The sequence below is a fragment of the Klebsiella sp. MPUS7 genome (genome assembly GCF_009905335.1).
Lineage (GTDB): Bacteria > Pseudomonadota > Gammaproteobacteria > Enterobacterales > Enterobacteriaceae > Klebsiella > Klebsiella grimontii.
This window is the reverse complement of the sequence record NZ_CP047604.1, coordinates 3780386-3805677: the sequence shown is the minus strand read 5'-3', so window position 1 is coordinate 3805677 and position 25292 is coordinate 3780386. Positions and strand designations below refer to the sequence as shown.

General features: G+C 56.7%; 21 protein-coding genes. 8 read left to right on the top strand and 13 right to left on the bottom strand.

The window, feature by feature from the left end:
• The first annotated feature begins 106 nt into the window (after positions 1-106).
• Together GUC22_RS17715 and GUC22_RS17710 are read left to right on the top strand one after the other, a co-directional pair.
• Positions 107-430 carry a heavy metal-binding domain-containing protein gene (locus GUC22_RS17715; protein ID WP_004100606.1) on the top strand — a complete coding sequence of 108 codons (324 nt, stop codon included), beginning with the start codon at positions 107-109 and terminating at the stop codon, positions 428-430.
• Entirely contained in the window at positions 427-1257 is an 831-nt protein-coding gene (locus GUC22_RS17710; protein ID WP_082237384.1) for an N-acetylmuramoyl-L-alanine amidase, read from the top strand. The genes GUC22_RS17715 and GUC22_RS17710 overlap by 4 nt, the downstream gene beginning before the upstream one ends.
• Here GUC22_RS17710 and GUC22_RS17705 read toward each other — a convergent pair.
• The 4 genes from GUC22_RS17705 to poxB all read right to left on the bottom strand — a co-directional run bounded on the left by GUC22_RS17705 (position 1254) and on the right by poxB (position 6682).
• Positions 1254-2267, bottom strand: a complete 1014-nt coding sequence (locus GUC22_RS17705) for an NAD-dependent epimerase/dehydratase family protein (protein ID WP_049130688.1) — start codon at positions 2265-2267, stop codon at positions 1254-1256. The genes GUC22_RS17710 and GUC22_RS17705 overlap by 4 nt on opposite strands.
• A 96-nt stretch (positions 2268-2363) precedes the next feature.
• Positions 2364-3797 carry a DUF2867 domain-containing protein gene (locus GUC22_RS17700; RefSeq protein ID WP_154955336.1) on the bottom strand — a complete coding sequence of 478 codons (1434 nt, stop codon included), beginning with the start codon at positions 3795-3797 and terminating at the stop codon, positions 2364-2366.
• Between the two features lie 10 nt (positions 3798-3807).
• The gene (ltaE, locus tag GUC22_RS17695; RefSeq protein WP_154913247.1) at positions 3808-4809 is read right to left on the bottom strand and encodes a low-specificity L-threonine aldolase; all 1002 of its coding nucleotides are present in this window, start codon (positions 4807-4809) and stop codon (positions 3808-3810) included.
• A gap of 154 nt (positions 4810-4963) precedes the next feature.
• A complete protein-coding gene (poxB, locus tag GUC22_RS17690; protein ID WP_049087313.1) occupies positions 4964-6682 on the bottom strand; it encodes a ubiquinone-dependent pyruvate dehydrogenase in 1719 nt (572 codons plus the stop codon).
• Between the two features lie 151 nt (positions 6683-6833).
• Between poxB and GUC22_RS17685 the strand changes: the two genes are divergently transcribed.
• Positions 6834-7268: a DoxX family protein gene (locus GUC22_RS17685; RefSeq protein WP_004871745.1), complete on the top strand. Its 435-nt coding sequence runs from the start codon at positions 6834-6836 to the stop codon at positions 7266-7268.
• Between the two features lie 39 nt (positions 7269-7307).
• Here GUC22_RS17685 and hcr read toward each other — a convergent pair whose 3' ends face one another.
• From hcr to aqpZ, 4 genes are all read right to left on the bottom strand, one after another.
• Complete coding sequence (gene hcr / locus GUC22_RS17680) at positions 7308-8276, bottom strand: NADH oxidoreductase (RefSeq protein WP_154955335.1); 969 nt, start codon at positions 8274-8276, stop codon at positions 7308-7310.
• 11 nt (positions 8277-8287) lie between these two features.
• Entirely contained in the window at positions 8288-9940 is a 1653-nt protein-coding gene (hcp, locus tag GUC22_RS17675; RefSeq protein ID WP_154955334.1) for a hydroxylamine reductase, read from the bottom strand.
• Positions 9941-10085: 145 nt separating this feature from the next.
• Positions 10086-10985 carry a lysine exporter LysO family protein gene (locus GUC22_RS17670; protein WP_004871736.1) on the bottom strand — a complete coding sequence of 300 codons (900 nt, stop codon included), beginning with the start codon at positions 10983-10985 and terminating at the stop codon, positions 10086-10088.
• A 124-nt stretch (positions 10986-11109) separates the two neighbouring features.
• Entirely contained in the window at positions 11110-11805 is a 696-nt protein-coding gene (gene aqpZ, locus GUC22_RS17665; protein ID WP_154955333.1) for an aquaporin Z, read from the bottom strand.
• Positions 11806-12189: 384 nt separating this feature from the next.
• On the opposite strand from aqpZ, the gene GUC22_RS17660 reads away from it, so the two are divergent.
• From GUC22_RS17660 to macB, 3 genes are all read left to right on the top strand, one after another.
• Positions 12190-13848, top strand: coding sequence for an ATP-dependent endonuclease (locus tag GUC22_RS17660; protein ID WP_004871731.1), 1659 nt, complete (start codon positions 12190-12192; stop codon positions 13846-13848).
• Positions 13849-14020: 172 nt separating this feature from the next.
• The gene (macA, locus tag GUC22_RS17655; RefSeq protein ID WP_004871729.1) at positions 14021-15136 is read left to right on the top strand and encodes a macrolide transporter subunit MacA; all 1116 of its coding nucleotides are present in this window, start codon (positions 14021-14023) and stop codon (positions 15134-15136) included.
• On the top strand, positions 15133-17079 hold the full coding sequence (gene macB / locus GUC22_RS17650; RefSeq protein WP_024360091.1) for a macrolide ABC transporter ATP-binding protein/permease MacB: 1947 nt from the start codon (positions 15133-15135) through the stop codon (positions 17077-17079). The genes macA and macB overlap by 4 nt, the downstream gene beginning before the upstream one ends.
• Positions 17080-17147: 68 nt before the next feature.
• Here the strand turns inward: macB and cspD are convergent, their stop codons facing one another.
• Positions 17148-17378 (bottom strand): cold shock-like protein CspD, encoded by a 231-nt coding sequence (gene cspD, locus GUC22_RS17645; protein ID WP_004100627.1) that lies wholly within the window; start codon positions 17376-17378, stop codon positions 17148-17150.
• Positions 17379-17702: 324 nt separating this feature from the next.
• Between cspD and clpS the strand changes: the two genes are divergently transcribed.
• Together clpS and clpA are read left to right on the top strand one after the other, a co-directional pair.
• Positions 17703-18020: an ATP-dependent Clp protease adapter ClpS gene (clpS, locus tag GUC22_RS17640; RefSeq protein WP_004130898.1), complete on the top strand. Its 318-nt coding sequence runs from the start codon at positions 17703-17705 to the stop codon at positions 18018-18020.
• A 30-nt stretch (positions 18021-18050) separates the two neighbouring features.
• On the top strand, positions 18051-20333 hold the full coding sequence (gene clpA, locus GUC22_RS17635) for an ATP-dependent Clp protease ATP-binding subunit ClpA (RefSeq protein ID WP_032711149.1): 2283 nt from the start codon (positions 18051-18053) through the stop codon (positions 20331-20333).
• 138 nt (positions 20334-20471) lie between these two features.
• On the opposite strand, the gene infA is transcribed toward clpA, so the two are convergent.
• The 4 genes from infA to cydD form a co-directional block, all read right to left on the bottom strand.
• Positions 20472-20690 carry a translation initiation factor IF-1 gene (infA, locus tag GUC22_RS17630; RefSeq protein ID WP_002211347.1) on the bottom strand — a complete coding sequence of 73 codons (219 nt, stop codon included), beginning with the start codon at positions 20688-20690 and terminating at the stop codon, positions 20472-20474.
• Positions 20691-20969: 279 nt separating this feature from the next.
• Positions 20970-21674 carry a leucyl/phenylalanyl-tRNA--protein transferase gene (aat, locus tag GUC22_RS17625; protein ID WP_024360089.1) on the bottom strand — a complete coding sequence of 235 codons (705 nt, stop codon included), beginning with the start codon at positions 21672-21674 and terminating at the stop codon, positions 20970-20972.
• 38 nt (positions 21675-21712) lie between these two features.
• Positions 21713-23434, bottom strand: a complete 1722-nt coding sequence (cydC, locus tag GUC22_RS17620) for a heme ABC transporter ATP-binding protein/permease CydC (protein ID WP_024360088.1) — start codon at positions 23432-23434, stop codon at positions 21713-21715.
• The gene (gene cydD / locus GUC22_RS17615; protein WP_160183672.1) at positions 23435-25201 is read right to left on the bottom strand and encodes a heme ABC transporter permease/ATP-binding protein CydD; all 1767 of its coding nucleotides are present in this window, start codon (positions 25199-25201) and stop codon (positions 23435-23437) included. It abuts the gene before it with no gap.
• Between the last annotated feature and the right edge of the window lie 91 nt (positions 25202-25292).

Sequence of the window (25292 nt, the reverse complement as noted above, 5' to 3'; positions counted from 1 at the left end):
TATGAGCTCACTACGTTAGAATATCTGTTCAAGCATAGTGTATCAGATAGGGATTGTGCTTGACCCTTAGAGCTAACGCATTGAACGCTAAAGAAGGAGTTTGAACATGCAATTTTCAACTACGCCAACCCTCGAAGGTCAGCCCATCATCGAATACTGCGGCGTCGTCACCGGGGAAGCGATTCTCGGCGCTAACGTATTCCGCGATTTTTTCGCCAGCATCCGCGATATCGTCGGCGGTCGTTCCGGCGCCTATGAAAAAGAGCTGCGTAAAGCCCGGGAAATCGCCTTTGAAGAGCTAAGCGAACAGGCCAAAGCGCTGGGCGCCAACGCGGTTGTCGGCATTGATATTGATTATGAAACCGTCGGTAAAGATAGCAGCATGCTGATGGTCAGCGTCAGCGGCACCGCGGTGAAGACCCGGCGATGAGAATGTGCCGGGCAGGCGTCCTGCTGACGCTGCTGCTGGCGGGCTGCGCTACGGAAAAGGGCATTATCGATCGCGACGGCTATCAGCTGGATACGCGCCACCCGGCGCAGGCGGCTTATCCGCGCATCAAAGTGCTGGTGATCCACTACACCGCCGATGATTTCGACGTTTCGCTGGCGACGCTGACGGATAACCAGGTGAGCTCTCACTACCTGATTCCGGAGATACCGCCGCTGCACGGAGGCAAACCGCGGATCTGGCAACTGGTGCCGGAAGAGGATCTGGCCTGGCATGCGGGCGTCAGCTTCTGGCGCGGCAGCACGCGTATTAACGATACCTCGATTGGTATTGAGCTGGAGAATCGCGGCTGGCAAAAAACGGCCGGGGGGAAAAGCTTCACGCCGTTTAATCCGGCGCAAATTGACGCTCTGATCCCGTTGGCGAAAGACATTATCGCCCGCTACCATATCGCGCCGCAGAACGTGGTCGCGCATGCGGACATCGCCCCGCAGCGTAAAGACGATCCGGGGCCGCTGTTCCCGTGGCGCAGGCTGGCCGAACAGGGAATTGGCGCATGGCCGGATGCCCAGCGCGTGGCGTTTTATCTGCAGGGGCGCCTGTCATACGAGCCGGTCGACGCCGCAGAACTGCTGGACGTGCTGTCTCGCTACGGCTATCAGGTAACGCCGGACATGACCCCTGCACAGCAGAAGCGGGTCATTATGGCTTTCCAGATGCACTTCCGCCCCGAGCGCTGGGACGGGGTTGCCGATGCCCAAACCCTGGCGATAGCCGAAGCGCTGCTGGAAAAGTATGGGCGGGGTTAATAGTGCAGCTTACCGTGGTCCTTCAACCACGCGGCGGTACGGATAATGCCTTCATCCATCGTGACAACCGGCCGGTAGTCTAGCTCCTGCTGGGCGCGGGAGATATCAAGGGTGAAATCAAAGTTCAGCTTAGAGACGCCGTAGTGGGTAAAGGCGGGCTCTTTAGCTGACTTATTGCCAAAGCGCTCCATGCTGCGGGCAATAATATCCAGCATCGGGTAAGGGACCGAACGGATGCGGCACTTTATTCCCAGCTCATCGATGAGTTTCTGTACGATGCTGTGCAGGGTTTGCGGTTCGCCGTTAGTGATGTTGTACGCCCGGGCCGAGGGCAAGAGGTCGCACTGGGGCTGGCTGGCGAGCCACATCGCGTGTACCGCGTTTTCATAGTAGGTCATATCCACCAGCGCGCTGCCGCCGCGCGGCAACAGAACGCTACCGTAGTGCTGCATCATTTGCGCCAGCCGCGGGATAAACACTTTATCATGCGGGCCAAACAGGCTCTGCGGGCGCAGGATCGTAAAGCGGGTATTCGGGTTGGCCTGCGCCAGAAGATGGATCACATCTTCGCTTGCCGCTTTGCTGCGGGCGAATTCGTTGGCGAAACGCTGCGGGCGAAAATCTTCCTTAACATCGCGATGATGGTGATAATCAAAATAGAGCGACGGCGAAGAGATGTGCACGAAGTTGCGCACGCCCCAGGCTACCGACCACTCGCCGAGACGGCGAGTCGCGCGGACGTTAGCTAAATCGAAGGCCTGCTGGGTGCCCCACGGCGAGGTAAAGCTGGAACAGTGCCACAGGGTATCGATACCGGCGAGCATCACTTTGGCCTGCGAAGAGACCAGCTCGGTTAAGTCCGCAGGGACGAACTCTGCGCCCATTTTGCTCAGAAGCTTGCCCATCGCTTCGTTGCGCCCGGTCGCTCTGACGCTAATGCCCCTGTTACGCAGATATTCCACCGCGTTGCGGCCCAATCCGCTGGTCGCACCGGTAACCAGTACCTTCATATCGATCCACTGTTAAATAAAAGAATTTCGTGCGCATTTTTCCGTGATTCTGACTACGATGCAATGAGAATCATGAAAGAATTCTATACGTATACTCTATTTGATGGTGATTTGCTCCGCCAGGTGGGCGATGCGTCGCGCCATACCGCGAAAAATAAACAGATGCGCCGGGATCATCAGTAGCCAGTAGAAGAGCCCCGGCATACCGTGCGGGTGCCACCAGGCGCGCACGTCCAGCTCGCGATGATCGCCTTTATCGCGCAGGGTAAAGCTCAGGCGGCCAAGGCCGGGCGCTTTCATGCCGAATAACAGCGTCAGCTGCTTTTCCGGCTCGACGATAATGACCTTCCAGCTGTCCACCGCGTCGCCGGTTTGCAGATACGCTCTTTCCGGACGCTCCTTTGCCAGCCGATGGCCGACCAGCAGGTCCATCGCCCCGCGCGTTTTCCACAGCACGTTACCGAAGAAATAGCCCTCTTTGCCGCCGATTTGGTTGATCACCTCCCACAGCGCGCCGGAGCTGGCGGAAGTATTAACGGTACAGCCCGCCTGTTTCGGATAGTAGCCGTATTCGGGCCGCCAGCGGGCGAAGGCCTGCGCATCGTAGCCCCAGTCGCTGGAGTTCACCAGCTGCTCCTCTTCTTTAAGCGTGCGGCGCACCGCCTCATCAAACGCGATAAGCGGTTGAGGAATTAAGGCCCGCAGGGCGCGATCGTCGGCGATCAGATCGTGCTTTAGCCCCTGAATCAGGGCTTTGGCCGTGGTTGGCGGCACCGAGGTAATCACATTGAGAAACCACACTGAAATCCAGCGGGTAGGGAAAGGAACAGGAATCAGCGGGCGTCGTTTGCCGCTGACCGCCATAAAGCGGATAAACTGCTGCTGATAGCTTAACGTTTCCGGCCCGGCGGCTTCAAACACCCGATGCTCGCGGGACGGATGGTCAAGCAACCGCAGCAGATAGTAGAGCAAATTTTCCAGCGCAATCGGCGTAGTGCGCGAGCGTACCCAGCGCGGCGGCGTCAGCACCGGCAGGTTGTAAACCATATCGCGCATCACTTCGAAGGCGGCGGAACCGGCGCCGACGATAATGCCGGCGCGAACTTCCGCTACCGGGACGCCCGATTCGCGCAGCAGATCGCCGGTGATCTGGCGGGCGCGTAGATGATCGGATTGCTCCTGCTCCGCCACCTGTAAGGAACTGAGAAAGATGACTTCGTTCACCGGCGTCTCGCGCAGCGCGTCGCGAACGTTGAGCGCGACCTGCCGCTCGTGGCGGATAAAGTCGCCGCCTTCGCCCATCCCGTGCACCAGATAGTAAACGGTATCAGCCTGCGCCAGCAGGTCGGGTAGCGCTTCCGGCTGGTTTAAATCGAGCGAATAGCACTCGACGCCGGGGAGATGCTGTTTTTTAAGCCTGTCGATGTGGCGTGCCGCCGCCAGCACGGTGAAGCCCTGCTCGCTGAGTCTTTTCACCAGATGCTGGCCGATATAACCGCTGGCGCCAAGCACCAGAATTCGCTGCGACACACCGGACTCCTTAACGGTTTAAAAATGCCTGCCAGTGGCTCACTACCTCGGCGAGCTGCCGGCGGTTAACGTCAATATGCGTCACCAGGCGCACGATGGGTGAGGCGTTGATCAGCACCCCGCGTTCGCGCAGATACTCGCCCAGCGCGGTGGCGCGCGCTTCACCAACGCGAACAAACAGCATATTGGTATCGTGGCGCATCACGTCAGCGCCGACGGCGCGCAGCTGCTCCGCCATCCACGCGGCGTTGTCATGATCCTCTTTTAAGCGCGCGACGTTGTTCTGCAAAGCATACAGGCCAGCCGCCGCCAGAATCCCCGCCTGACGCATTCCGCCGCCGACCATTTTCCGCCAGCGGATCGCGCGGCGAATATACTCTTCGCTCCCTACCAGCAGCGAGCCTACCGGCGCGCCAAGGCCTTTGGACAGGCAGATGGTGAAAGAATCGCAGTAGCGGGTGATATCGCGCAGCTCGCAGCCGTAGTCCACGACGGCGTTAAAAATACGCGCGCCGTCCACGTGCAGTCCGAGGCCGCGCTGGCGCGTGAATTCCCAGGCTTCTTTCAGATATTCACGCGGCAGCACTTTGCCGTTATGGGTATTTTCCAGCGACAGCAGGCGGGTGGGCGCGAAATGAATATCGTCCGGTTTGATTTTGGCCGCGACTTTGTCCAGCGGCAGGGTGCCGTCCGCTGCGGCGTCGATGGGCTGCGGTTGGATGCTGCCGAGTACCGCCGCGCCGCCGGCTTCATAGAGATAGTTATGCGCGCCCTGGCCGACGATATACTCTTCGCCGCGCTGGCAGTGGCTGAGCAGGGCGACCAGGTTGGCCTGGGTGCCGGTGGGCAAGAAGATCGCGGCTTCTTTGCCCGCCAGCTCGGCAGCAAAGCGCTGGAGTTCGTTAACGGTCGGGTCGTCGCCATAGACGTCATCCCCGACCGGGGCGGCCATCATAGCTTCCAGCATGGCGCGGCCCGGGCGGGTGACGGTATCACTGCGTAAATCTATCATGTCATATCCTTATACACTTCATTCTTCGCGCTGCTTCTGCGTTGGCTACACCCTCAAAGCCCGGTCACATAGTTATCTATGCTCCCGGGGATGTTCGGGCTCGCCGCCTTGAGGCAACACGAAGGATTTTGTGTATGAATTGAAAAGGATATTTTTACCTTAGCCAGTTAGTTTTCGCCAGTTCAATAACCTCGTCGCCGCGGCCGCTGATAATCGCGCGCAGCATATAAAGGCTGAAACCTTTGGCCTGCTCCAGTTTGATTTGCGGCGGCATCGCCAGCTCTTCACTGGCGACGACCACATCCACCAGTACCGGGCCATCGGTAGCGAAAGCGGTTTGCAGCGCTTCATCAACCTCTGACGCGCGCTCAACGCGTATGCCCTTGATACCACACGCTTCGGCGATGCGGGCAAAGTTGGTGGCGTGCAGCTCGGTGCCGTCTGTCAGATAGCCCCCGGCCTTCATCTCCATCGCCACGAAACCCAGTACGCTGTTATTGAAGATAACGATTTTCACCGGCAGCTTCATTTGCGCCAGCGAGAGGAAATCCCCCATTAGCATGCTAAAGCCGCCGTCGCCGCACATTGCCACGACCTGGCGGTCGGGAGCCGTGGCTTTTGCGCCGATGGCCTGCGGCATGGCGTTAGCCATTGACCCATGGTTGAAGGAGCCGAGCAGGCGGCGCTTGCCGTTCATCTGCAGATAGCGCGCGGCCCAGACGGTCGGCGTACCCACGTCACAGGTAAAAATGGCGTCCTCGTCGGCAAAGTGGCTGATGCGCTGCGCCAGATACTGCGGATGAAGCGTTTTGTCGCTGGGCTTGGCCAGATCGTCGAGCCCCTTACGCGCGTCGCGATAGTGTTCCAGCGCTTTATCGAGGAATTTGCGGTCGGTTTTCTCTTCGAGAAGCGGCAGCAGCGCGCTGAGGGTGGATTTGATATCGCCGACCAGCGCCATGTCCACTTTACTGTGGGCGCCGATACTGCCGGGGTTGATATCGATCTGAATAATTTTCGCGTCCGTCGGGTAGAAGGCGCGATAGGGGAACTGGGTGCCGAGCAGTACCAGGGTGTCGGCGTTCATCATGGTGTGGAAGCCGGAGGAGAAGCCAATCAGCCCGGTCATCCCCACATCATAAGGGTTGTCGTATTCAACGTGCTCTTTGCCGCGCAGCGCATGAACGATAGGCGCTTTGAGCTTCGCGGCGAACGCCACCAGCTCTTTATGCGCTCCGGCGCAGCCGCTGCCGCACATCAGGGCGATGTTGCTGGAATAGCGCAGCAGCTGGGCCAGCTTCTTCAGCTCTTCTTCCGCCGGCGTCACCTGCGGCAGCGGCGCGTGGTACCAGTGGCTGCTGGCGCTTTCCGGCGCGGGTTTTAGCGCAACGTCGCCGGGGAGCACCACGACCGAGACGCCGCGGTTAATTACTGCTTTGCGCATGGCGATGGCCAGCACCTGCGGAATTTGTTCCGGGGATGAGACCAGTTCGCAGTAGTGGCTGCATTCGCGGAACAGCTCCTGAGGGTGCGTCTCCTGAAAATAGCCGCTGCCGATTTCACTGGAAGGAATATGGGCGGCGATAGCCAGCACCGGAACATGGTTGCGGTGACAGTCGAAAAGGCCGTTAATCAGGTGCAGGTTGCCCGGCCCGCAGGAACCGGCGCATACCGCCAGTTCGCCGGTAAGCTGGGCCTCCGCTCCGGCGGCGAAGGCGGCCACTTCTTCGTGGCGCGTGGGCATCCAATCGATGGTCCCCATGCGGTTCAGGCTGTCGCTTAAGCCGTTAAGAGAATCCCCGGTTACGCCCCAAATACGTTTAACGCCAGCCTGTTCAAGAGTTTTGGCAATGTATGCCGCCACGGTCTGTTTCATGGTTCTCCATCTCCTTTTTGTGATAACGCTTACAAGCTTAGATGATACTGCCAGTTACGCTCGCTTTAACCCCTCATTTTCGCTGGTTTTTTTCAGCAAAAACTCCGCATAATCTGTGTTCACATAAAGTGGTAAACAGGAATCATTTCAAATGGTTAAATCGCTGTTAAATGCTGTTAATAAACTGCTGTCTCATGACGATTTCGGCAAACTCTTGTTACGACTTGCCGTTGGCGGACTGATGCTGTTTCACGGATTGCACAAGCTATTTGATGGCGTAGGGGGAATCAGCAATATGCTGGTAGCAAAAGGATTGCCGGGTTTTATCGCTTATGGGGTATTAGTGGGTGAGGTGGTTGCGCCTTGCCTGCTGATCCTGGGAATTCTTACCCGTCCGGCGGCGCTGGTGCTGGCGTTTACGATGGTCGTCGCCTGGCTGATGGTCGGGACGGGCAAAACCTTCGCGCTGGATGCGGTCGGCGCGTGGGCGATTGAGAGCCTGGTCTATTTTTTCGTGGGTGCGCTGGCGGTCGCTTTTTTGGGGGCAGGGCGCTATGCCATCGCCGGCAATTCGGCCTGGCGGTAAAGATAGCCGGATGGCGCTGCGCCATCCGGCAGTTGCTGGTTAAGCCAGTACCAGATCGCCCCGCGGATGGCAGGAGCAGGCCAGCACGTAGCCTTCTGCGATTTCCGCATCGGTTAACGTCATGGTACTGCTGACGGTATACTCGCCGGAAACCACTTTCGTTTTGCAGCAGCCGCAGACGCCTGCGCGACAGGCGACGGTAACCGGCACTTTGTTACTTTCCAGCGCTTCGAGCAGCGTGGCGCCGACCGGCGCATAGAACGCTTTCGCCGGCTGCAGTTTGGTGAACTTCAGGCCGCTGGTAGCGGCGTCGGCTACCGGTGTAAAGAACTGCTCTTTGAAGAAGCGCGTCGCGCCCAGCGCTTTCACTTCCTGCTCAACCCACTCCATATACGGCGCCGGGCCGCAGGTCATGACGGTACGCGATGCCAGATCCGGCACGCTTTGCAGCAGTTCGGTCGTTAAACGTCCTGCCACGAAACCGTGGGCGGCGTGATTTTCCGCCACCAGCGTCACCGGATACTGACGCCATTCCTCAGCGAAAATGACATCCTGGGGAGAACGCACGTTAAAAATCACCTGAACATCAGCCTGCGGGCGATATTTCGCCAGCCAGCGGCGCATTGACATGATTGGCGTGACGCCGCATCCTGCGGCCAGCATCAGGAATTTATCGTCCGCTTTATCGTCACTGGTGAAATCACCCATCGCGTCGGACAGCCAGATATAGTCGCCGCGCTTCACGTCGCGGGTGAGCCACTGCGAACCCGCGCCCTCGTCAATACGGCGTACGGTCAGCGTAAGATATTCGCTAACGCCCGGCGTCGAGGAGAGGCTGTAGGCACGCAGCGTCTCCGGCGAATTGCGTACGCTGACCAGCGCGTACTGCCCGGCACGATACGGATAATAGTCGTGGCAGAGCAACGAAATTGTCCACACATCCGGCGTTTCCTGATGGATGTGGTGAACCTGCATCCGCCACGGGCACTGATGGGTTGGCAAAGTCATACTTTTACTCCTTACGCGCTCAGCAGTTGCTTCATGTCTTCTTCTACGGTGGTCACCGAACGCAGACCGAATTTCTCATTAAGCACGGCCAGCAGATCCGGCGTGAAGAAGCCCGGCGCCGTCGGGCCGGTGACGATGTTTTTCACGCCCAGCGAGAGCAGGGTCAGCAGAATAACAATCGCTTTCTGTTCAAACCATGAAAGCACCAGAGACAGCGGCAGGTCGTTCACGCCACAACCCAGTTTTTCCGCCAGGGTGACCGCCAGGATGATGGCGGAGTAAGCGTCGTTACACTGGCCCGCATCGACCAGACGCGGTAGACCTTCGATATCGCCGAATTCGAGTTTGTTGAAACGGTATTTACCGCAGGCCAGGGTCAGGATCAGGCAGTCGTCCGGTACGCTGGTGGCGAAATCGGTGAAGTAGTTACGTTCGCCGCGCGCCCCGTCGCAGCCGCCCACCAGGAAGATATGGCGCAGCTTTTCACGGCTCACCAGGTCGATCAGCGTATCCGCCGCGTCCAGCAGGGTCTGACGACCGAAACCAACGGTGATCAGGTGCGGGATCTCGCTGTACGGGAAGCCCGCCATCTGCTGCGCCTGAGCGATAACCGGGGCGAAATCTTCGCCTTCCAGATGATTCACGCCCGGCCAGCCGACGATGCTGCGGGTCCAGATACGATCGTCATAGGCGCCGACGGTTGGGTCGATGATGCAGTTTGAGGTCATGACAATCGGGCCAGGGAAGCGGGCAAACTCGACCTGCTGGTTTTGCCAGCCGCTGCCGTAGTTACCGATCAAATGTTTGAATTTACGCAGCTCCGGGTAACCGTGCGCCGGCAGCATTTCACCGTGGGTGTAGACGTTAACGCCGGTGCCTTCGGTCTGCTCCAGCAGGTTGTACAGATCTTTCAGGTCATGGCCAGAAATCAGGATACATTTGCCTTCGGTCGCTTTGACGTTGACCTGCGTCGGGGTGGGATGGCCATATTTGCTGGTCTCGCCGGCGTCCAGAATGCTCATGACTTTAAAGTTCATCTGGCCGATTTCCATCGAACATTCCAGCAGCGCGTTCATATCGGCAGGCCAGGTACCGAGCCACGCCATGATTTTGTGGTACTGGGCGTAGATGGCGTTGTCGTACTGACCGAGAACGTGGGCGTGTTCCATGTAGGCCGCCGCGCCTTTCAGACCGTACAGGCACAGCAGGCGCAGGCCGAGAATATTCTCGCCGATGGCCGCTTTGTCTTTGTTCGGGGTGAATTCCGCCGCCTGACGCTGCAGGTCGCCGAGATCGTCACTCACTAAATGCAGATCGGCCATCGGGTTATCAACCGTCGCATGAGCGTCGATATTCAGGCTCCGGGCTTTCAGCGCTTCGCGCAGGGTGATGGCCTCGCGGGCGTAGCCAACGATACGCGGGGAGTCGAAGTTAACGTTGGTCAGCGTGGAAAAAAAAGCGCGCGGCGCGAAGCTATCGATGTCATGGTCGATGATGCCGTATTCGCGGGCTTTAAGCGCCCATGCGGAGAGGCCCTGCAGAGAAGCAATCAACAGATCCTGCAGATCGGACGTTTCGGCCGTTTTCCCGCACATACCCTGCGCGTAAGAGCAGCCGTTCCCTGCCGGGGTACGGATGGTTTGTTCACATTGCACACAAAACATGGTCACACCTTTTTTAAAGTTATATTTAATATACATGTTTAAGGTTATGCCCGAGCGCGTGAAGATAAAAGGTATTTCTCGTACAACTTACAGGGAGATTGATTTAGCGCAAAATTGGCGGCAGGGAACTACCGCCAGAGAGGTATTAAGCGGAGAAAAAAGCCATCAAGATGGGCACCAGCAGGCTCAGAATGAAGCCATGCACGATGGCCGCCGGGACGATCTCCACCCCGCCTGAGCGTTGTAGTACCGGCAGCGTAAAGTCCATTGATGTCGCGCCGCAAAGGCCTAACGCCGTTGAACGGCTGCGGCGCACCAGCCCGGGGATAAGCATAATCGCCAGCAGTTCACGGGCAAGATCGTTAAAGAATGCCGCGCTGCCAATCACCGGGCCATAGGATTCGGTCAGCAGGATCCCGGAGAGCGAATACCAGCCAAAACCGGAGGCCATGGCCAGCCCGGTTTTTAGCGGCAGGTCGAGAATAAAGGCATTGATGACGCCGCCCAGCAATGAACTGACCATCACCACCACCGCGACAATCATGCCGCGACGATTAAGAACGATTTGCCGCAGCGTCATGCCATTATTACGCAGCTGAATACCGATGAGGAACAAAAGGAAAATCAGCGTATATTCGCTGGCCTCGGTGGCGTGTTGTAAAAAAGAGAGACCGCTCAGACCAATCAGGAAGCCAATAAGCACCACGCCGCATAGCTGAAGGGATTCCAGCGCCATTGCCAGACGCGAGGGTAATTTTTCCTGACGATGATGATTTTGCCAGGGCATTTTCTGTTCAAGCCACATCAGGGCGGCAATATTGCACAGCATAATAATAACGACGCTGACCGCCGCATAATGAAGGATCGCCAGAAGATTGCTGGCCAGATTATCCAGGAAGGCCAGGCTAATACCCATAAAGAAGAGAATAACGTAGACGATCCAGCTCAGAAATCGCGTAATGAGTTTAAGGGCTGATGGCCGATGAAGAGGAATAAGATAGCCTATGACCAACGGCAGCAGAATGATTAATAGTCCCGAAAACATGAACGACACGATCCTTGCAGAGTGAAAATAGCGTCACTGACACTACCCAAATCGCCGGACTGAGTAAAGTAGTCGGAAAAAAGAAAGGCCCGGTAGTACCGGGCCTCAAGAGAATCGTGGGAGCTTAGCTGCGTTTTTCCAGCAGGGTGCGGTAGAGCACGCCGCCGAGAATGCCGCCGATAATCGGCATTACCCAGAATAGCCACAGCTGCTGCAGCGCCCAGCCGCCCTGGAAAATCGCTACCGCGGTGCTACGCGCCGGGTTTACCGACGTGTTGGTGACCGGAATGCTGATTAGGTGAATAAGCGTCAGCGCCAGACCAATGGCGATAGGGGCGAAGCCGGCAGGGGCGTTTTTATCCGTGGCGCCGTGAATAACCAGCAGGAAGCCGCAGGTCAGGACAATCTCAATCACAATGGCGGAAAGCATGGAGAAGCCGCCCGGAGAGTGTTCGCCATAACCGTTCGAAGCGAACCCGCTAGCGGCGGCGTCGAAGCCCGCTTTACCGCTGGCGACAACATACAGAATAGCGGCGGCGATAATACCGCCGACAACCTGGGCGATAATATAACCAATTACCTCTTTGGCCGGGAAACGACCGCCGGCCCATAAACCTAAAGTCACCGCTGGGTTAAAATGCCCGCCGGAAATATGACCAACGGCATAGGCCATGGTTAATACGGTTAAACCGAAAGCCAGCGCGACGCCGGCAAAACCAATTCCCAGTTCCGGGAACGCTGCAGCCAGAACGGCGCTGCCGCAACCACCGAATATCAGCCAGAATGTACCAAAGCATTCTGCTGCTAATTTTCTAAACATAACCACCTCAATAAAAACGTAAACGCGCACGAGTTTTCGTGCCGGCCTTTATTTTCGACACAAAGAATGACGACTAGAATAAAGCGACGCTATTCTATGGACGATCGCTACTCCGGGACCAGTTAAATAAATTGATGTAATTTGATTTAGAACAATGTGCTGGGATTCCTTTTTTCATGGGAATTTTTAAAAGTGTAGAACAAAAATGATTAAAAAAACGACTTTTGATGATGAATGCGTTTCTCAATTAAGTGAAATACCGCGCATCACATTCCGCCTCTTCACCCTATAGCGATTCATAATACGCCCGGAGTGTCATGTTGATGCTCACCTCGCTATACTGCTGATAACTGAAGGAGATAGTCGCCACCGAGCGGAGGGCATATGCATCTTGAGCGCGTCGAAATAGTCGGTTTTCGCGGCATTAACCGTTTATCGTTGATGCTTGAGCAAAATAACGTGCTGATTGGCGAAAATGCCTGGGGTAAATCCAGCCTGCTGGATGCCCTGACGCTACTCCTGTCCCCGGAGTTTGACCTTTATCATTTTGTTCGGGAAGATTTTTGGTTTCCGCCCGGCGATATTCAGGGACGCGAGCATCATCTGCATATCATTTTGACCTTCCGTGAGAATGAACCCGGCCGCCATCGAGTGCGACGCTATCGCCCTCTCAGTAACTGCTGGGTGCCCTGCGACGACGGCTATCAGCGCGTTTTCTATCGCCTCGAGGGGGAGCTTGCCGATGACGACAGCGTAATGACCCTGCGTAGTTTTATTAACGGTGAAGGGGAAGCGCTGGAGCTTGACGATATTGATGAACTCGCCCGTCACCTGGTGCGGCTGATGCCGGTTCTGCGGCTGCGCGACGCCCGCTTTATGCGACGGATCCACAACGGCACCGTTCCGCATTCGCCGCAGATCGAGATTACCGCACGCCAGCTTGATTTCCTCTCTCGTGAACTGGTGCATCATCCGCAAAATTTAACCGATGGGCAGATCCGCCAGGGACTGTCGGCCATGGTGCAATTGCTGGAGCACTATTTTGCCGAGCAGAGCAGCGCGCAGTCGCGTCATCGCCTGATGCGCCGTCATTCACATGATGAACAGCGCAGTTGGCGCTACCTGGACATCATTAACAGGATGATCGACAAGCCCGGCGGGCGCAGCCATCGGGTGATTTTATTGGGACTGTTTTCTACGCTGCTGCAGGCGAAAGGCACGGTGAGACTCGATCGCGATGCGCGGCCGCTCTTGTTGATTGAGGATCCGGAAACCCGGCTGCATCCGATTATGCTGTCCGTAGCCTGGCATTTACTTAATTTACTGCCGCTACAGCGGGTGACGACGACGAACTCCGGCGAACTGCTGTCATTAACGCCCGTCGAGCACGTCTGCCGGCTGGTGCGTGAATCATCACGGGTATCCGCCTGGCGGCTGGGGCCCGGCGGGATGAATGCCGAAGACAGCCGGCGCATCGCTTTTCATATTCGCTTTAACCGCGCTTCATCGCTGTTTGCCCGCTGCTGGCTACTGGTCGAAGGGGAGACCGAAACCTGGGTTATCAACGAGCTGGCGCGCCAGTGCGGCCACCACTTTGATGCGGAAGGGGTGAAGGTGATTGAGTTTGCCCAGTCGGGATTAAAACCGCTTATCAAATTCGCCCGGCGAATGGGGATTGAATGGCACGTGCTGGTGGACGGCGATGAGGCCGGGAAGAAATATGCCGCCACCGTTCGCGGGCTATTGAATGACGACAAAATGCTTGAGCGCGACCATCTCACCGCGCTACCGGCGATGGATATGGAGCATTTTATGTATCGCCAGGGCTTCGACGATGTTTATCATCGGGTGGCCCAGCTGCCGATAAATATTCCCATGAATATGCGGCGGGTGATCACCAAAGCGATCCACCGTTCGTCAAAACCGGACCTGGCGATTGAAGTGGCGATGGAGGCCGGGCGTCGCGGGGTTGACGCCATTCCTGCGCTGTTGAAAAAAATGTTCTCCCGCGTGCTATGGCTGGCGCGCGGGCGGGCGGATTAGCGCCGACCGCCGTTTATCTCTCTGCCGGGAACTCTCCCGGCACGCCTTTATCCGCACGACCTTCAACTTCGGTTAAACAAAAATTAAGCGCAGCTAAAAATGCGCGTTATTCTATTACCGCATTTAGATAGAATTGTCGCGGGTTCTGCGGGTTAAAACATCAGGAATTTTTATGAAATTAAATGGAAAGCGCAGGAAAGTATGGTGGCTGCTGGCGATTGTCGTACTGGCCCTCGCCGTCTGGGGATGGCGAATTCTGAATGCGCCGCTGCCGCAGTATCAGACGCTGGTGGTACGCAAAGGAGACCTGCAGCAGAGCGTGCTGGCGACCGGTAAGCTGGATGCGTTAAAAAAAGTTGACGTCGGGGCGCAGGTGAGCGGACAGCTAAAAACGCTGCGCGTTGAGATTGGCGACAAAGTGAAAAAAGATCAGCTGCTGGGGGTTATCGATCCCGAGCAGGCGGAAAACCAGATTAAAGAAGTTGAAGCGACGCTGATGGAGCTGCGGGCGCAGCTCAACCAGGCGCGTGCGGAACGTAAACTGTCCGCGACGACGTTGGCCCGCCAGCAGCAGCTGGCGCAGCGCCAGTTGGTCTCTCGCCAGGACCTCGATACCGCCGCGACCGACTTAGCGGTCAAAGAAGCGCAAATCGGTACGATTGAAGCGCAGGTCAAACGTAATCAGGCTACCCTGGATACGGCCAAAACCAACCTCGACTACACCAAAATTCTGGCGCCGATGTCCGGGGAAGTGACGCAAATCACTACCCTGCAGGGGCAGACGGTGATCGCCGCCCAGCAGGCGCCGAATATTTTAACCCTGGCCGATCTCAGCACCATGCTGGTGAAGGCGCAGGTCTCGGAAGCGGACGTGATTCATCTGAAGCCGGGGCAAAAAGCCTGGTTTACCGTGCTGGGCGATCCGCTGACGCGCTATGAAGGAACATTGAAGGATATCCTGCCGACACCCGAAAAGGTCAATGACGCGATTTTCTACTACGCCCGTTTTGAAGTGCCGAACCCGCAGGGGATCCTGCGTCTGGAGATGACCGCTCAGGTGCATATCCAGCTTTCTGAAGTAAAAAACGTCATCACCCTCCCGCTGAGCGCGCTGGGTGACGCCATCGGCGATAACCGCTATCACGTGCGTCTGCTGCGTACCGGTGAAGTTAAAGAGCGCGAAATCGTTATCGGCGCGCGTAACGACACCGATGTGGCGGTGGTGAAAGGGCTGGAAGAGGGGGATGAAGTGATTATCGGCGAAGGTGCGGCCGGAGCGGCGAAATGACGGCGTTACTGGAACTGCGTGATATTCGCCGCAGCTATCCTTCTGGCGAGGGCAACGTTGAGGTGCTGAAAGGCATTACGTTGAGCATCGCCGCCGGAGAAATGGTGGCTATCGTCGGGGCGTCCGGCTCCGGTAAATCCACGCTGATGAATATTCTGGGCTGTCTGGACAAACCCACCAGCGGCACCTATCGGGTCGCGGGTACGGACGTGGCCCGTCTTAACGGCGATGAACTGGCACGCCTGCGGCGGGAACATTTCGGTTTTATTTTCCAGCGCTATCATCTGCTATCGCATCTGACCGCGGCGCAGAACGTCGAAGTTCCGGCGGTTTATGCCGGCGCGGAGCGTAAAGCGCGCCTGGCTCGGGCCCATGAGCTGCTGATTCGGCTGGGGCTGGGCGACAGGGCTGAATATCAGCCTTCGCAGCTCTCCGGGGGCCAGCAGCAGCGGGTGAGTATCGCCCGCGCCCTGATGAACGGCGGGGAAGTGATTCTGGCGGATGAGCCAACCGGCGCGCTGGACAGCCGCTCCGGCGAAGAGGTCATGGGGATCCTTCACCAGCTAAAAGCGCAGGGGCATACGGTGATTATTGTCACCCACGACCCGCAGGTGGCGGCCCAGGCGGAACGGGTCATTGAAATACACGATGGTGAAATCGTGCGTAATCCGCCCGCGCTGGGTTCCGCCCACGGCGGCGTGCTGCACCAGCGCGGGGCGGCTGAGCCATCGGCGTGGCGTCAGTTCAGCAGCGGCTTTCGCGAAGCGCTGGTCATGGCCTGGCGCGCGATGGCGGCGAATAAAATGCGCACGCTGCTGACGATGCTCGGGATTATTATCGGCATTGCCTCGGTGGTGTCGATTGTAGTGGTGGGCGATGCCGCGAAGCAGATGGTGCTCGCCGATATTCGCGCTATCGGTACCAATACCATTGATGTTTATCCCGGCAAGGATTTCGGCGATGACGATCCCCGCTATCAGCAGTCTCTCAAGTACGATGATCTGTTGGCTATTCAGAAACAGCCCTGGGTCAGCTCGGCGACCCCGGCGGTATCAAAAAGCCTGCGTCTGCGGGCGGATAATATTGACGTTGCCGCCAGCGCCGAGGGCGTGGGGGCGCAGTATTTTAACGTCTACGGCATGACTTTTAGCGAAGGAAATACCTTTAACGAGCTCCAGCTAAATAGCCGCGCGCAGGTGGTGGTGCTCGACAGCAACGCGCGTCGACAGCTGTTTCCGCACAAAGCGAAAGTGGTGGGTGAGATCATTCTGGTCGGCAATATGCCAGCAACGGTGATCGGCGTCGCGGATGAAAAACAGTCGATGTTCGGCAGCAGCAAAATTCTGCGCGTCTGGTTACCCTATACCACGATGGCCGGGCGGGTGATGGGACAGTCGTGGCTGAACTCCATTACCGTGCGGGTGAACGAAGGTTATGACAGCTCGATTGCTGAGCAGCAGCTGCTGCGCCTGCTGGAACTGCGTCACGGCAAGAAAGATGTTTTTACCTGGAATATGGACAGCGTCTTGAAAACGGCGGAGCGGACCACACATACATTACAGCTGTTTCTGACGCTGGTGGCGGTGATTGCGCTGGTGGTCGGCGGAATTGGCGTAATGAACATTATGCTGGTCTCAGTCACCGAGCGCACGCGGGAGATCGGTATCCGTATGGCGGTCGGGGCGCGGGCCAGCGATGTGTTACAGCAGTTTTTGATCGAGGCGGTGCTGGTTTGCCTGGTCGGCGGGGCGCTGGGCGTCACGCTTTCGCTGCTGATCGCCTTTGTTCTACAGCTGTTTTTACCCGGCTGGGAGATCGGTTTTTCACCGCTGGCGCTATTGACCGCGTTTTTATGCTCCACGCTGACCGGGGTGCTGTTTGGCTGGCTACCGGCGCGCAACGCGGCGCGTCTGGACCCGGTAGACGCCCTGGCGCGCGAGTAGCGATAAAAAAATGCCAGTCAGAAGGACTGGCATTTTGCTGGCGGGATGTACACAATGAAGCAAAAGAGTTATGCGGCTGTTTCTGTTTCTTCAGCTTCAACAGGGACAATCACGCTGGCGTGGTTACCTTTTGGCCCCTGGTGAACATCAAACCGAACCGCTTGTCCGGCTTTTAGCGTTCTGTAACCATCCATCTGGATGGTCGAGTAATGGGCGAAAATGTCTTCGCCGCCGCCCTCAGGGCAGATAAAACCGAACCCTTTGGCATTGTTGAACCACTTAACAGTACCCATTTCCATACTTCGACATCCTTCGTAAATCTTATAAGTAAGATGGAATGAACCGGTAGTGGAGTGACGAGTTGTTCATTTGCTCGCCAACTCTCGCCACTACAATTTAGAGAAATCAGGAAATGCGTCAAGCGATTGACGCTGGGGGACGGTGAAAAATGCGTCAAAATTTGAAGCAGTTAACGCTATTGCCGGGGAATGTGACAGACATCGCGGATGGAAGTAATAGATGATAATTATCTATGATCTATTGTAGATTTGTGATGTGCATAGCCTCTGGTCATCGACAGGCCACCGCCTGTTGGCAACAGCAACCGATGATGAACACTGACGATGAGTAAGAGAGACTGGTTGGACTTCGATCAGCTAGTAGAGGACGAAGTTAAGGATGCGCTTAAACCGCCATCTATGTATAAAGTGATATTAGTCAATGATGACTACACTCCAATGGAGTTTGTTATTGACGTGTTACAAAAATTCTTTTCTTATGATGTTGAACGTGCAACGCAACTGATGCTGACGGTTCACTATCAAGGTAAAGCGATTTGCGGGGTCTTTACCGCCGAAGTCGCGGAAACCAAAGTATCGATGGTGAACCAGTACGCGAGGGAGAACGAACATCCGTTGTTGTGTACGCTAGAAAAAGCCTGAATGCAGGCAATAAACTTGGGGGAGGTGCCTATGCTCAATCAAGAACTGGAACTCAGTTTAAACATGGCTTTCGCCAGAGCGCGCGAGCACCGTCATGAGTTCATGACCGTCGAGCACTTGTTGCTGGCGCTGCTTAGCAACCCTTCGGCCCGCGAAGCGCTTGAAGCGTGTTCAGTGGACCTGGTCGCGCTGCGTCAGGAGCTTGAAGCCTTCATCGAACAGACCACACCCGTACTGCCTGCAACGGAAGAAGAGCGCGATACTCAGCCGACGCTGAGCTTCCAGCGCGTACTGCAGCGTGCCGTTTTCCACGTCCAGTCTTCCGGCCGCAGCGAAGTGACCGGCGCCAACGTTCTGGTCGCGATTTTTAGCGAGCAGGAGTCTCAGGCGGCCTATCTGCTGCGTAAACATGAAGTCAGCCGACTTGATGTGGTGAATTTCATCTCTCATGGTACGCGTAAAGACGAGCCGAGCCAGTCTTCCGATAACAGCGGAAGCCAGCCAGGCAGCAGCGAAGAGCAAGCAGGCGGGGAGGATCGTATGGAAAACTTCACCACCAACCTCAACCAGCTTGCCCGCGTAGGCGGTATCGATCCGCTGATCGGCCGCGAGAAAGAGCTGGAACGCGCTATTCAGGTTCTGTGCCGCCGTCGCAAGAACAACCCGCTGCTGGTAGGGGAATCCGGCGTCGGTAAAACCGCTATTGCTGAAGGTCTTGCCTGGCGTATCGTGCAGGGCGATGTGCCGGAAGTGATGGCAGATTGCACTATCTATTCGCTGGATATCGGCTCGCTGCTGGCAGGCACCAAATACCGCGGCGATTTTGAAAAACGCTTCAAAGCGCTGCTCAAGCAGCTGGAGCAGGACACCAACAGTATTCTGTTCATTGATGAAATCCACACCATCATCGGTGCGGGCGCGGCTTCCGGCGGGCAGGTCGATGCCGCTAACCTGATTAAACCGCTGCTTTCCAGCGGTAAGATCCGGGTAATTGGTTCGACAACCTACCAGGAATTCAGCAACATCTTTGAAAAAGATCGTGCCCTGGCGCGTCGTTTCCAGAAAATTGATATCACCGAACCTTCCGTGGAAGAGACGGTGCAGATTATTAACGGCCTGAAGCCGAAGTATGAAGCGCACCACGATGTCCGTTACACCGCGAAGGCGGTACGTGCGGCGGTGGAACTGGCGGTGAAATACATTAACGATCGTCATCTGCCGGATAAGGCGATTGACGTGATTGACGAAGCCGGAGCGCGTGCGCGCTTGATGCCGGTGAGCAAACGTAAGAAAACGGTTAACGTGGCGGATATTGAGTCCGTGGTGGCGCGGATTGCGCGCATTCCTGAGAAGAGCGTTTCCCGCAGCGATCGCGATACGCTGAAAAACCTCGGCGATCGCCTGAAAATGCTGGTCTTTGGCCAGGATAAGGCGATTGAGGCCTTAACCGAAGCGATCAAGATGGCGCGCGCCGGGCTTGGCCATGAGCACAAACCTGTGGGTTCTTTCCTGTTCGCCGGACCTACCGGGGTGGGTAAAACCGAGGTCACCGTGCAGCTGGCGAAGTCGCTGGGTATTGAGCTGCTGCGTTTTGATATGTCCGAATATATGGAACGTCATACCGTCAGCCGCTTAATCGGCGCGCCTCCGGGCTACGTCGGTTTCGATCAGGGCGGGCTGCTGACCGATGCGGTTATCAAGCATCCGCACGCGGTGCTGCTGCTGGATGAAATTGAAAAAGCGCATCCGGACGTCTTTAACCTGCTGTTGCAGGTGATGGATAACGGGACGCTGACCGATAACAATGGCCGCAAAGCGGATTTCCGCAACGTGGTGCTGGTGATGACCACCAACGCCGGGGTGCGTGAAACCGAGCGTAAATCCATTGGCCTTATCCATCAGGACAACAGTCCGGATGCGATGGATGAGATCAAAAAGATCTTTACGCCGGAATTCCGTAACCGTCTCGACAACATTATCTGGTTCGATCACCTGTCTACGACGGTTATCCATCAGGTGGTGGATAAATTTATCGTCGAGCTGCAGGTTCAGCTGGATCAGAAAGGCGTCTCTTTGGAAGTGAGCCAGGAAGCCCGCGATTGGCTGGCCGAGAAAGGCTACGACCGGGCCATGGGCGCACGTCCGATGGCACGGGTAATTCAGGACAACCTGAAAAAACCGCTGGCCAACGAGCTGCTGTTTGGCTTACTGGTTGACGGCGGCCAGGTGACTGTGGAACTGGATAAAGAGAAAAACGCGCTGACCTACGACTTCCAGAGTGCGCAGAAGCACAAACCGGAAGCGGCGCATTAAGTTTCTGGTACTCAATGACAAAACCGGCCTTAGGGCCGGTTTTTTTATCTGCGCGCTTTAAGTTGTCAATGATGTAGAAATGAAAAGACCGGGAATTATCCCGGCCTTCAGCATCTGGCGCGTTAAGCGCGAAAACGATCAGCGACTACGGAAGACAATGCGGCCTTTGCTCAGGTCGTACGGGGTCAGCTCAACAGTCACTTTGTCGCCCGTCAGAATGCGGATGTAGTTTTTACGCATTTTACCGGAAATATGCGCAGTTACCACGTGACCGTTTTCCAGTTCTACGCGGAACATAGTGTTAGGCAGCGTATCAAGTACGGTGCCCTGCATTTCAATATTGTCTTCTTTGGCCATCTAGTCCTCTGGGGTATCACTACCGTAGTTTTGAACCGGCAAGATAATGCCGAAGTTCAGCAAGTATGTAAAGTTTTACGTCAAATCGCCGAAGTAGTTTTGGCGCATTACCCGTAATTCACGCGGATAAACCGGGTGACAGGCGCAAACGTAAAGGGGGAGTGACAGAACAATGGGTGTTATCTGACTCTTATTATTCCCAAACGGCGGCGGGGCAACGGGCAGAAGCTACTCTACCGCGCAATTATAACATCCCAACAAAAAATGTGCTGAAAACATTTACGCTTCTCCTGCAAATAGCACCCTCGGTACCCAGAATCGTTCCGGTAGACGATAAGTCCGCAGTACGGAGAGATAGTCGAGATAATCCCGGCGAGCAATTTCCACTGCGCCCAGCGATGCCGTATGCTTATTCAGCACCTGACAATCGATTAATTTTCCGCCATCCTGTGAAAATACCTGGCTAAAGATCAGCAGCGCGGTTTTAGAGGCGTTTTCGGCACGGCTGAACATCGACTCTCCGCAAAACAGCGCGCCCTGCGCGACGCCGTACATTCCACCGACTAAAGCATCTCCCTGCCACACTTCAATAGAATGCGCATGTCCCAGCTCGTGCAGCTGATGGTAGGCCTGAACGATTCCTGCCGTTATCCATGTGCCCTCATCGCGATGGTCGGCACAGCCCTCGATAACCTGACCGAAGGCGTGATTCAGCGTCACACGATAGGGCGAGCGCTGATGGAAGCGCTTCATGCTGCGGCTGAGATGGAATTTCTCCGGCCACAGTACCGCTCGCGGATCGGGAGACCACCATAAAATAGGATCGCCGGGTGAAAACCACGGAAAAATACCGCGCTGATAGGCCATCAGTAGCCGCGCCGGGCTAAGATCGCCGCCCAGCGCCAACAGGCCATTAGGTTCACGTAAAGCGCCTTCCGGGGAGGGGAAGGCGATGGAATGATGAGAGAGCTGAACCAGCCGCATTTTTACCTCAACGCATCAGGCAATGATTCAATAGTAGCCTACAGGCGCTGCTTAAACTGGTAGTAACGCCCCTGTTCAGCCAGCAGTTCTGCGTGACTACCTTGCTCAATAATCTTCCCGTTGTCCATGACTATTATCTGATTAAAACGCGCCAGTCCGCGCAGACGATGGGTCACCATTAATACGGTTTTTTCACGCATCACTTCTGCGAGTAAATCAAGGATTTGGCTTTCAGTCGTCGCATCGAGGCCTTCAGTAGGCTCATCAAGCAGCATGAGCGGCGCGTCGTGGAGCAGGGCGCGGGCGATAGCCAGTCTGCGCAGTTCGCCGCCGGAGAGCTGACGGCCGCCTTCGCCCAGCCAGCTATTCAGGCCGCTATCGTCCAGTAATTTTGCTAAGCCGACGCGCTCAAGCGTTTCGGCAAGCCGGGCGTCGCTGGCGTTCGGGGAAGCCAGCAGCAGGTTATCGCGCAGTGTGGCGCTGAACAGGTGCACGCGCTGCGGCACGACGCTCATCGCCTGACGCAGCGTTGCCTCGTTAAGCTGCGCCAGTGGCTCACCGTTGAGTAATATTTCACCTTCCGCCGGATCCCATGCCCGGGTCAGCAGCTGCAACAGGGTTGATTTACCGCAGCCTGTGCGCCCCAGAATGGCGATATGCTCCCCGGCCTTGACCTGCAATGAAATTTTCTCCAGCGCAGGGGAGGGCTGCTGAGGATAGCTGAAGCTAACCTGATTTAAGTTCAACGCGACGCGCTCCAGCTTCCGCTCTTCGCCCTGAGTGAAGGAGACTTCCGGCTCTTGCTCGGTTATTTGCGTGATGCGTTTTGCAGAAGCGATCACCTGCCCGAGATGCTGAAATGCGCCGGTAACCGGCGCCAGCGCTTCGAACGCCGCCAGCGCGCAAAAAACAAACAGCGCAATCAGCGCCCCTGGCTGAGTATCGCCGCCAACCCCCGCGGAGGCGAGCCACAGCATAGCAATAACTGCAATACCGCCAATCAGTAGCATCAGCGCCTGAGAGAGGGCGGTCAGTTCCGCCTGGCGACGCTGTGCATCCAGCCAATGCGCTTCCGTTTTTTCCATTTGCCGCCGGTAGCGATCGCTGGCGTTGAACAGCATCAGCTCCGCCTGTCCCTGCAGCCAGGAGGTCAACTGCTGGCGATACTGCCCGCGAAGCCGGGTCATGCTTTCACCAGCGGGTTTGCCGGCGCGATAGAACAGCGGCGGCATCACCAGCAGGGTGAGCAGCATAATACCGCCGAGGGTCAGGGCCAGCGTGACGTCCAGCACGCTCAGCCCCACGGTGACGACCAGGATCACCACCAGCGCCCCTACCAGCGGCGATATAACGCGCAGATAGAGATGATCCAGGGTATCGACATCGGCAACCACCCGGTTGAGCAGCTCGCCCTGACGAAAACGCGCCAGCCCGGCTGGGGAGAGCGGCAGCAGCTTGCTGAAGGTAAAGACCCGCAGGTGCTGCAGGACGCGGAAGGTGGCATCATGGCTAACCAGACGCTCAAAGTAGCGGCCTGCTGTGCGAATAATCGCCGCGCCGCGTACGCCGGCGGCAGGCAGCATATAGTTAAAGCTGTAGATGCCCGCTACGCCAACCACGGCGGATGCCGACAGGAACCAGCCCGACAGCGTTAATAGGCCAATACTGGCCAGCAGCGTCACGATCGCCAGCACGATTCCGAGCAGCAACAGCCATTTGTGTCGTTTGTAGAGCGCCAGGTAAGGCCACAACGCGCGCATTTAAATCTCCTCCTGACGATGGGCGAGTAGGGTCGCGAACGGGCCGCCTGCGGCCGCCAGCTGCGAATAACTGCCTTGCTCAACAATTTGACCATCCTGCATAACCCAGACGGCATCCCAGTTTGCCAGGCCTTCCAACTGGTGGGTAACCATTAGCGTGGTTTGCTGCGTTGACGCATTGGTCAGCGCCTGCATCACCCGCTGTTCGCTATGCGCGTCAAGGCTGGCCGCTGGCTCGTCCAATAGCAGCAGACGACAGGGCACCAGCAGCGCCCGGGCGACGGCGACGCGCTGGGCCTGCCCGACCGACAGATGACCGGCCTGATCGCCAACAGGGGTATTGATACCCTGCGGCAGAAGGGAGAGGAACTCGCTGACCCAGGCTTTATCCAGCGCAAGCTGCAGCTGGGCTTCAGTAGCATCAGGGCAGGAGAGCAGGACGTTTTCGCGCAGCGTCGCCGCGGGCAGCTGCGGATTTTGCCCAACCCAGCTCAGGAGACGGCGCCAGCGGTCGGCGTCCAGGCTCTTTAACTCAACGCCATTGACCCTGAGAGAGCCATCATAAGGAAGAAAACCGGTTAACGTATTCAGCAGCGAGCTCTTGCCCGAGCCGCTTTGCCCAACCAGCACCACACGTTCCCCGGCGCGTAAGGAAAAACTCAGCGGCCCGGCCAGCACTTTTCCTTCGGGAGACTTAATTAGCAGGTCGCGAGCTTCAATGCTTATCATTTCATTATCGCTTAATGCCTTTTCTCCACGCTCTGCCTGCGCCAGCGGCGTTTCCATAAAGGTCTTTAGGCTATCAGCGGCGCCAATAGCCTGCGCTTTAGCATGATAAAAGGTGCCTAAATCGCGCAGCGGTTGGAAAAACTCGGGGGCCAGAATCAGGGCGAGGAAACCGGACATCAACGTCACCCCGGCGCCGTAATGGCCAAAGTTGAGTTCTCCCAAATAGGAGAAGCCAAAGTAAACGGCGACCAGCGCAATAGAGAGCGAGGTGAAAAATTCCAGCACGCCGGAGGAGAGAAACGCCAGGCGCAGCACTTCCATGGTCCGCTGGCGGAAATCCTGCGAGGCTTCGCGTATGTTGTCGGTCTCTGCTTCACCGCGATGAAAAATTCGCAGCGTTTCCATACCGCGCAGACGATCGAGAAAATGGCCGCTTAACCGCGCCAGAGCGAGAAAGTTGCGTCGGTTGGCATCGGCCGCGCCCATCCCAACCAGCGCCATAAACAGCGGAATAAGCGGGGCGGTGCCCAGCAAAATAAGCGCGGCAGCCCAGTTGACCGGGAAAATAGTGATGACAATCAGCAAAGGGATAGAGGCCGCCAGCGTCATCTGCGGCAAATAGCGAGCATAGTAATCATGCATATCGTCGATCTGCTCAAGGATCAGCGTGGCCCAGCTACCGGCGGGTTTCCCCTGTATCCAGGCCGGCCCCGCCTGCTGTAAGCGATCCAGAACCTGACGGCGGATCTCCAGGCGGATATGTTGACCTGCCTGAAAACCCACTCTTTCACGCAGCCAGATCACCCAGGCGCGAAGCACGAAGACCAGCACCAGTAACGTAAAGGGCAGCAGCAGCGCCGTCGCGGGGATATTTTCCATAATCATGCGGTGAAGGATCCTCGCCAGGAACCAGGCCTGAGCAACGATCAACAGGCCGCTAACGACGCCCAATGCACGGGAAATCATCAACCAGCGACGGGAGATAATGCTTTGATCTTTTAACCAACGGGTTAACTCTTGTTGACGGGTTTTATTCATTGCGCGCTTAGCAGGTGTAGTTATGAGTTTTTTGGGCACGGCAATGTTACAACGGGGCAAAAATAAAGGCGACTTTTCGTCGCCTTCTTTA

What these genes read in the sequence shown, in the direction of transcription:
- cydD (WP_160183672.1), bottom strand. Translation starts at nt 25,201, where the DNA reads ATGAATAAAACCCGTCAACAAGAGTTAACCCGTTGGTTAAAAGATCAA.
- hcr (WP_154955335.1), bottom strand. Translation starts at nt 8,276, where the DNA reads ATGACTTTGCCAACCCATCAGTGCCCGTGGCGGATGCAGGTTCACCAC.
- GUC22_RS17685 (WP_004871745.1), top strand. Translation starts at nt 6,834, where the DNA reads ATGGTTAAATCGCTGTTAAATGCTGTTAATAAACTGCTGTCTCATGAC.
- GUC22_RS17705 (WP_049130688.1), bottom strand. Translation starts at nt 2,267, where the DNA reads ATGAAGGTACTGGTTACCGGTGCGACCAGCGGATTGGGCCGCAACGCG.
- cydC (WP_024360088.1), bottom strand. Translation starts at nt 23,434, where the DNA reads ATGCGCGCGTTGTGGCCTTACCTGGCGCTCTACAAACGACACAAATGG.
- hcp (WP_154955334.1), bottom strand. Translation starts at nt 9,940, where the DNA reads ATGTTTTGTGTGCAATGTGAACAAACCATCCGTACCCCGGCAGGGAAC.
- aqpZ (WP_154955333.1), bottom strand. Translation starts at nt 11,805, where the DNA reads ATGTTTAGAAAATTAGCAGCAGAATGCTTTGGTACATTCTGGCTGATA.
- aat (WP_024360089.1), bottom strand. Translation starts at nt 21,674, where the DNA reads ATGCGGCTGGTTCAGCTCTCTCATCATTCCATCGCCTTCCCCTCCCCG.
- GUC22_RS17710 (WP_082237384.1), top strand. Translation starts at nt 427, where the DNA reads ATGAGAATGTGCCGGGCAGGCGTCCTGCTGACGCTGCTGCTGGCGGGC.
- poxB (WP_049087313.1), bottom strand. Translation starts at nt 6,682, where the DNA reads ATGAAACAGACCGTGGCGGCATACATTGCCAAAACTCTTGAACAGGCT.
- cspD (WP_004100627.1), bottom strand. Translation starts at nt 17,378, where the DNA reads ATGGAAATGGGTACTGTTAAGTGGTTCAACAATGCCAAAGGGTTCGGT.
- GUC22_RS17670 (WP_004871736.1), bottom strand. Translation starts at nt 10,985, where the DNA reads ATGTTTTCGGGACTATTAATCATTCTGCTGCCGTTGGTCATAGGCTAT.
- clpA (WP_032711149.1), top strand. Translation starts at nt 18,051, where the DNA reads ATGCTCAATCAAGAACTGGAACTCAGTTTAAACATGGCTTTCGCCAGA.
- infA (WP_002211347.1), bottom strand. Translation starts at nt 20,690, where the DNA reads ATGGCCAAAGAAGACAATATTGAAATGCAGGGCACCGTACTTGATACG.
- GUC22_RS17660 (WP_004871731.1), top strand. Translation starts at nt 12,190, where the DNA reads ATGCATCTTGAGCGCGTCGAAATAGTCGGTTTTCGCGGCATTAACCGT.
- clpS (WP_004130898.1), top strand. Translation starts at nt 17,703, where the DNA reads ATGAGTAAGAGAGACTGGTTGGACTTCGATCAGCTAGTAGAGGACGAA.
- ltaE (WP_154913247.1), bottom strand. Translation starts at nt 4,809, where the DNA reads ATGATAGATTTACGCAGTGATACCGTCACCCGCCCGGGCCGCGCCATG.
- GUC22_RS17715 (WP_004100606.1), top strand. Translation starts at nt 107, where the DNA reads ATGCAATTTTCAACTACGCCAACCCTCGAAGGTCAGCCCATCATCGAA.
- macB (WP_024360091.1), top strand. Translation starts at nt 15,133, where the DNA reads ATGACGGCGTTACTGGAACTGCGTGATATTCGCCGCAGCTATCCTTCT.
- macA (WP_004871729.1), top strand. Translation starts at nt 14,021, where the DNA reads ATGAAATTAAATGGAAAGCGCAGGAAAGTATGGTGGCTGCTGGCGATT.